This window comes from Streptomyces sp. C (assembly GCF_000158895.1).
Lineage (GTDB): Bacteria > Actinomycetota > Actinomycetes > Streptomycetales > Streptomycetaceae > Streptomyces > Streptomyces racemochromogenes.
On the sequence record NZ_GG657750.1, the window covers coordinates 1,158,815 to 1,165,796 of the forward strand.

The following is a 6,982-nucleotide window of genomic DNA, read 5'->3' on the forward strand; positions in this document are numbered from 1 at the left end:
GAACAGGCCGACCATGTCCTCGACGCCGGGCAGCCCGGAGTCGCGCCCGGACACGGTGGAGCCGAACACCACGTCGGTGCCGTGCAGGAGGCCGCCCAGGGTGAGCGCCCAGGCGCTGTGCACGGCGGCGCTGAGCGGGACGCCGGCGGCGCGGGCGGCCCCGTCGGGGTCCCCGTGGGCGTCGGCGGCGGCGTCGGCGAACCGGCCGGAGGGGGTGTGCCCCTCGGCGACGAGCGAGGGGCCGGGCAGTGCGGCGAGCTGTTCGTCCCACACCCGGTCGCTCTCGTCCTGGTCGCGCCCGGCCAGCCACCGTACGTAGTCGGTGAAGCCGTCGCGCGGGTGCGCGCTGCCGGGCGCGTGGTACTCGGCCAGCAGGACGCGGAGCATCGGCGGCACGGACCAGCCGTCGGCGACGAGGTGGTGGACGGTCTGCACCAGGACGCTGTGCCCCGGTGCCGTGCGGATCAGGGTGTACCGCATGAGCGGGCCGGTGGCCAGGTCGAAGCCGGCCCGGCGGTCCCGCTCGGCGTACGCGCCGATCTCCTCGGTGGTGGCTCCGGGCCGGTCCAGGGTGGTGAACGGGGCGTCGGCGCCGCTTTCCAGTACGGAGACCACCCGGCCGTCGGCGAGACCGGTGAACCGGGCGGCCAGGTTCGGGAAGAGCGCGAGGAGCCGGGTGGCGGCCGCCGCGAGCCGGCCGGCGTCCACGTCGCCCTCCAGGGTCAGCAGCTGCTGCTCGACGTAGCTGCCCGGGGAGTCGTCGTCGAAGACGGAGTGGAAGTAGAGGCCTTCCTGCAGCGGGGTCAGCGGCAGGACGTCGCGCAGGGCGGGCCCGTCGAGGCCGTCCACGTCGGCCTGGGTGAGCGCCACCAGGGGGAAGTCGCCGGGCGAGTGGCCGCCGAGGCCGAGGGGGGCCAGGGCGGCCAGGCCGGTGAGGGCCTCCCGGAACCAGCCGGTGAGGGCGGTGACGTCCTCGTCGGTGAACATCCCCTCGGGCCAGGTGAGGGTGGTGACCAGCCGGTGGCCGCCGGCCGGGTCCGGTTCGGCGACGGCGTTGAACTCCAGGGCGCGCGGCAGCCGCATCCGGGGGTCGCGCCGCTCCCCCAACTGGCTGGTGGTGCCGGAGAGTTCCCAGTCGCCGGGGGTTCCGGCGCCGGACCGACCCAGGTAGTTGAACAGCACCTGGGGGGCGGGGGCGTCGAAGTCGGTGCCGGCGAGGTGGCGCAGGACTCCGTAGGAGAGGCCGTTGCCGGGGACGCGGGCGAGGTCGTCCTTGACCGCCTTGAGCGCGGCGGCCAGGTACGCGGGCGCGGTGGGGTCGGTCGGGGGTCCCGGGTCCACGGTCACGGGGAAGAGGGTGGTGAACCAGCCGACGGTGCGCGACAGGTCGGGTTCGAAGCCGGCGGTGTCCGCGAGCAGGCCGCCCTCGCGGCCGTGGCCCTCCAGTTCGACGTGGGCGTACGTCTGGTCCTGCCCGAGCCGGCGGCGCCACCGGGCGAGGGTGACGGCGAGCGCGGTGAGCAGGACGGGGCCCGCGCCGGTGTGGAACCGCGCGGGGACCGTGCCGAGCAGGGCGGCCGTGTCTCCGGGGCCGACGGTGACGGTGGCCGCCCGCTCCCGGGCGACGGTGTCGGCATCGGTCAGCGGGCGTCGGCCGAGCGGCGCGTCGGGTGCGGGCAGCGGCCGCCGGTAGTGGTCCCGGTCGGCGGCGAAGTCGGCCCGTTCCAGCAGGCGGGTCCAGTGCCGGAACGACGTGGGGACCGGCGGGAGTTCGACGGTTTCGCCCGCTGCCGTCCGCCGCCAGGCCGTGGCGAGGTCGTCGCGCAGGATCCGCCAGGACACCCCGTCGACCACCACGTGGTGGACGACCAGGACCAGTTGGCGGGCCGCGCGGCGCCAGACGGCGCGCAGCATCACGCCGCCCTCCGGGTCCAGCCCGGCGGTGGCGAGCGCGACGCACGCGTCGAGGGGCCGGTCGCTCTCCTCCCACCGGGGGCGGGCCGTGTCGGCGTCCGGGACGTCGAAGCCCCAGTGGTCGCCGCGTACCAGGCGGGCGCGGAGCATGTCGTGCCGCCGCAGCACGGCGGTCAGGATCCGGTCGAGTGCTTCGGCGGTGAGTGCCGCGGGGGTGTCGAGCACCACCGACTGGACGAAGCCGTCGACGGCGTCGGTGGTCTCGCCGAGCCACCGCACGATCGGTGATCCGGTCACGGGGCCGGTGGCGGTGCCGGCGTCGTCCGCGGGGGCGGCGCCTTCTCGTCCGGCGACCGCTGCCAGGGCGCCCACGACGCTGTGGGTGAAGACCTGCCGGGCGGTGACGTGCAGGCCGGCCTCGCGTAAGGCGCTCAGCAGGGAGATCGCCAGGAGGCTGTCCCCGCCGAGCCGGAAGAAGTCCTGGTCGACGCCGACCTCGTCGAGCCGGAGCACGGCCGCGACCGCCGCGCAGACCAGGCGTTCGTTCTCGGTGGCGGGTGCGACGAGCGGGCCGGCCGCGGTCTCGGCCTCCGGCAGCGCGTCCCGGTCGATCTTGCCGTTGGCGGTGAGGGGGAACTCCTTCAGCACGACGACGCGGGCGGGGACCATGTAGTCGACCATGTGTGCGGCGGCCCAGTCCCTGACCTCGTCGGCCCGCAGGTGCTCGCTTCCGGCGGCCGGGATGACGTACCCCACGAGGTGGGTGGCGCCGGCCGCGTTCCTGCGGGCGACGACGCAGGTGTGCCGGACCTCGGGGTGTTCGGCGAGGCAGGCCTCGACGTCCTCGGTCTCCAGCCGCATGCCGCGGATCTTGACCTGGTTGTCGGCCCGGCCGAGGAAGTCCAGTGAGCCGTCCGGGGCGTAGCGGGCGAGGTCTCCGGTGCGGTAGAGCCGGGAGCCGTCCGCGGCGAAGGGGTCGGCGACGAAGCGGGAGGCGGTGAGGCCGGGCGCGCCCGCGTATCCGCGGCCGAGGAGGAAGCCCCCGACGTACAGCTCGCCGCGGACGCCGACGGGGACGGGGCGCAGTTCCTCGTCGAGGACGTACAGCCGGGTGTTGGGGTTGGCCCTGCCGATGGAGGTGGTGAGGCGTTCGGCGGCGCCCCGGTAGACGACGTGCGAGACGCCGATGGTCGTCTCGGCCGGGCCGTAGCCGTGGTACAGGGGGATGCCGAGCCGCGCGCGGAAGCGTTCGTACAGCTCGGGGGTGAGGACTTCGCCGCCGCACCAGACGTGCCGCAGGCTGTCGAGCCGCCCGGAGTCGCCCGCGATCTCCAGGAGCACGTCCAGCATGGAGGAGACGAGGTAGGCGAAGGTGACGCGCTGCTCGGCGATGACGCGGAGCAGGTGGTGGGGGTCGCGTTCGCCGCCGGGCCGCAGGACCACCAGCCGGCCGCCGGTGACCAGCGGCAGGAAGATCTCGTTGACGGAGATGTCGAAGGAGAGCGGGGCCTTGAACAGCGAGGCGTCGTCGGGTCCGAAGCCGAGGACCTCCCGGCTCTGCCAGAGCAGCCGCTCGCTGATGGCCTCGTGCCGGATCATCGCGCCCTTGGGCCGGCCGGTCGACCCCGACGTGAAGATCACGTAGGCGAGGGCGGCGCCGGGGACGGGAGTCGCGGGCCCGTCGCAGGGGTGGGAGGCGAAGGCCCAGTCGCCGAGGTCGACGGCCACCGCCTCCGGTTCGGCGGGGTCGTGTTCACCGGAGTCGTTGAGCTGGAGGACCACGCCGGCGTCCTGGATGGCGGCCGCCCGGCGCGCGGCCGGCCACTGCGGGTCGAGGGGTACGAACGCGGCCCCCGCCTGGAGCACTCCGAGGAGGGCGATCACCATGTCGGCGGATCGGGGCAGGGAGATGCCGACGACCTGCTCGGCGGTGACGCCGCGCGCGGTCAGATGGTGGGCCAGCTGGGCGGCCAGTTCCGCGGCCCGGCGGTAGGTCAGGGAGCGGTGCCCGTCGACGACGGCCACGGCGTCCGGCCTGGTCCGCGCCTGCTCGCGGAACATCTCCACGACGGTAGAGCGGGCCCGATCCACCCCGGTGTCGTTCCAGGCGGCCAGGGTCCGGGCGCGCTCGGCGGCGCCGCCCGGTCCGATGGTGGCGAGGGGGCGGACCGGGAAGTCGGCCAGGTCGTCCAGGGCCCGCTGCGCGTCGGCCTGTTCGACGCCCGCGGGGACGGTGATGCTCCGGCCGTCCGCGCCGACCTCCCAGCCGGTGGGTGCGGCCGCGCCGCCGCCGGCGGCCAGGGCGAGGAGGTCGGTGAAGGGGGTGCCCGGGGTGAGTGCCGTGCCGTCGGGGCCGCGGCCCGTCGCCCAGTACGCCAGCCCGATGGCGCAGGCCGTGGTGATGGTGCTGTCGCCGTGGTCGCCGGCCCGCCGGCGCACACCGGCCAGCCGGGTGGGAGACAGCCGTACGAGACGAGCGGTCGGTTCGGTCATCAAGGAACAACGCCCCTTCGGTTTCCGTACGGCGGCCCACCGGGTCAGGTGGGCCGGCTTCCCTCGCGCCAGGCCCGCCACAGGTCCGCGTACCGGCCGCCCAGGGCCACCAGTTCCTCGTGGGTGCCCTGTTCGGCCACCCGTCCCGCGTCGAGGACGGCGATCCGGTCCGCCGCCATCGCCTGCGTCAGCCGGTGGGCCACGAACAGGGTGGTGCGGCCCGCGCAGGCGGCGCGCACGGCCCGTTCCAGTCCGGCGGCGCCCTCGCTGCCCGCCTCGGCGGTGGACTCGTCGAGCACCACGACGGGCGTGCGGCCCAGCACCAGCCGGGCGAGGGCGATCCGGGCGACCAGGGTGGCGTCCGGCCGTTCGCCGCCCTCGCCGACCGCGGTGTCCAGCCCGTCGGGCAGGGCCTCGGCCCACGCGTCGGCGCCGACGGTGCGCAGGGCGGCCGTCAGTTCGGCGTCGGACGCCCCGGGTGCGGCGAGGCGCAGGTCGTCGGCGAGCGTCCCGGAGAAGACGTGCGTCTCCTGGGTCAGGATGCTCACCAGGACCCGGGCGCCGGCCTCGTCGAGGTCGGCGAGGTCGGTCGGGCCGATGTGCACGGACCCGGCCTGCGGGGTGCCGATGCCCGCGACGAGCGCGGCCAGGGTGGACTTGCCGGCGCCCGTGGCCCCGACCAGGGCGAGCGAGCCGCCCGCGGGGATCGCCAGGTCGACGTCCCGCAGCACCGGCTCGTCGGCGCCGGGGTAGGTGAAGGTCAGGCCCTTGACGGTGACCGGGTGGGCGCCGTCCTCCGCCGGTGCGACGGTCGGCGTGCCCACGAGCCGGTCGGCGGCGCCCTCCCCGAGCACTCCGACGAGCCGGGTCAGGCTCGCGCCGGACTTCTGCGCCTCGTCGAAGGTGAACATGATGGCGCCGAGGGGGGTGAAGAGCCGGTGGAACACCAGCGGGGCCGCCGCCACCTCGCCCAGGGTCGCGGCGCCGGCCTCCAGCAGGGCGTACCCCACCAGGATGATCAGGACCAGTCCGATGAACTCGGCGCGGTTCTCCCGGCCGACGAAGCGGCCGAAGAGCCGGAACACCTCGATGCCGAGGTCGCGCACCCGCCGGGACTCGGCGGTGACCTTCTCGCGGACGGCTCCTTCGAGCCGGTAGGCCCGGACCGTGTCGATCCCGTCGAGCCCGCTGATCAGCGCCTGTGCCCGGTCGGCCTGGACGGCGCGCTGCCTGCGGTAGAGCGGGGCGGACCGGGGCAGGTACCAGCGCAGGGCGAGCGCGTACGCGGGCAGCGCGCCGGCGCCGGCCAGGCCGAGCCGCCAGTCCAGGCCGAACATGCCGGCCGTGGCGATGGCGACGAGCACGCCGGCGGAGAAGACGGTGGGCACGGCCGAGCGGATGCCCCGGGAGAGCACGGCGACGTCGTCGCCGACCCGGGAGAGGACGTCGCCCCGGCCGACCTGCTCGATCCGGGTGCTGGGCATGCCCAGGACGGCCCGGACGGCGCCCTCGCGCAGCCGGGCGAGCAGGTCCGCGCCGAGCCGTCCGACCAGGTACGTGGAGAGGGCGGCGGCCACCGCGCCGAGCAGTGCGGCGGCCGCCATCACCGCCCCGGTGGTGAAGAGGACCGAGCGGGGTCCGCCGGCGGCGGCCGCGTCGACGACCCGGCCGACGAGCAGCAGCGGGAGCACCTGGAGCGCGGCCCCCGCCACCGTGGTGAGCACGGTGGCGGAGGTCAGCCAGGGCCGCTCGCGGCAGTGCGCCGCGACCCAGCGGGCGGCCTCGCGGCCCGTCGTCGTGCGCAGCGCCGACGGGGCGGGGCGGGTGTCGGTGTCGGTCGCGGTGGCACTCACTGCCCGGCCGACTTGACGAGTTCGTCGATCGCGTAGGGCAGGGAGAGCAGGGTGCCCTGGGACATGGCGGCGCCGACGGCCGGTCCCTCGCTGTCCAGGAGGTAGGAGACCCTTCCGTTCCTGACGGCCTTGAGGTTGGCGAACAGCTCGGACTTCTTCAGGGCTTCCTGGTCCGCCTTGTCGTTGATGACGAAGATCCGGTCGACGTCGATCAGGTCCATCCGCTCCGGGGAGAGCACGGTGAAGAACTTGCCGTCGGCGATCTTGTCGATCTCGGTCTGCCCCTTGTAGCCGATGCCGGTCACCAGCCGTCCGCGTACGTCGGTGGTGGTGAACGGCGCCGCCGCGTCCTTGTACCAGGACAGGGCCACGGCCGTCTGGGCGGCGAACGCGGGGTGGGCGGCGCGGGCCGCGTCGAGCCTGTCCTGGATGCCCTTGACCAGGGCGGCGCCCTCGCGTTCCCGGCCGAGGGCCTTGGCGATGTGGACGGCGTTGTCCTGCCAGGGGGCGCTGAACGGCTCCTTCTCTCCCTTGGTGCGGCCCACCGTGGGGGCGATCCTGGAGAGCTTGTCGTAGGCGGCGCGGTCGATCTCGGAGTAGACGGCGATGATCAGGTCGGGGCGCAGGGCGGCGATCTTCTCGTAGTTCGGGCCGGTGTCGCCGTTGTTCATGACGACTTCGGGGCAGGGTGTCAGCCCCACTTGTCCTTCACCCAGGGCCAC

2 protein-coding genes and 1 pseudogene are annotated in these 6,982 nt (G+C 75.1%); all 3 read right to left on the reverse strand.

Features of this window, described 5'->3' with window-relative positions; translation table 11 throughout:
• A partial coding sequence (locus tag SSNG_RS05065) for a non-ribosomal peptide synthetase (RefSeq protein ID WP_007262724.1) occupies positions 1 to 4,407 on the reverse strand: 4,407 nt, incomplete at its 3' end.
• 44 nt (positions 4,408 to 4,451) lie between these two features.
• Complete coding sequence (locus SSNG_RS05070) at positions 4,452 to 6,260, reverse strand: ABC transporter ATP-binding protein (RefSeq protein WP_007262725.1); 1,809 nt, start codon at positions 6,258 to 6,260, stop codon at positions 4,452 to 4,454.
• Positions 6,257 to 6,982, reverse strand: a pseudogene (locus tag SSNG_RS38610) (ABC transporter substrate-binding protein); the annotation flags it as partial. The pseudogene SSNG_RS38610 and the gene SSNG_RS05070, both read right to left, overlap by 4 nt.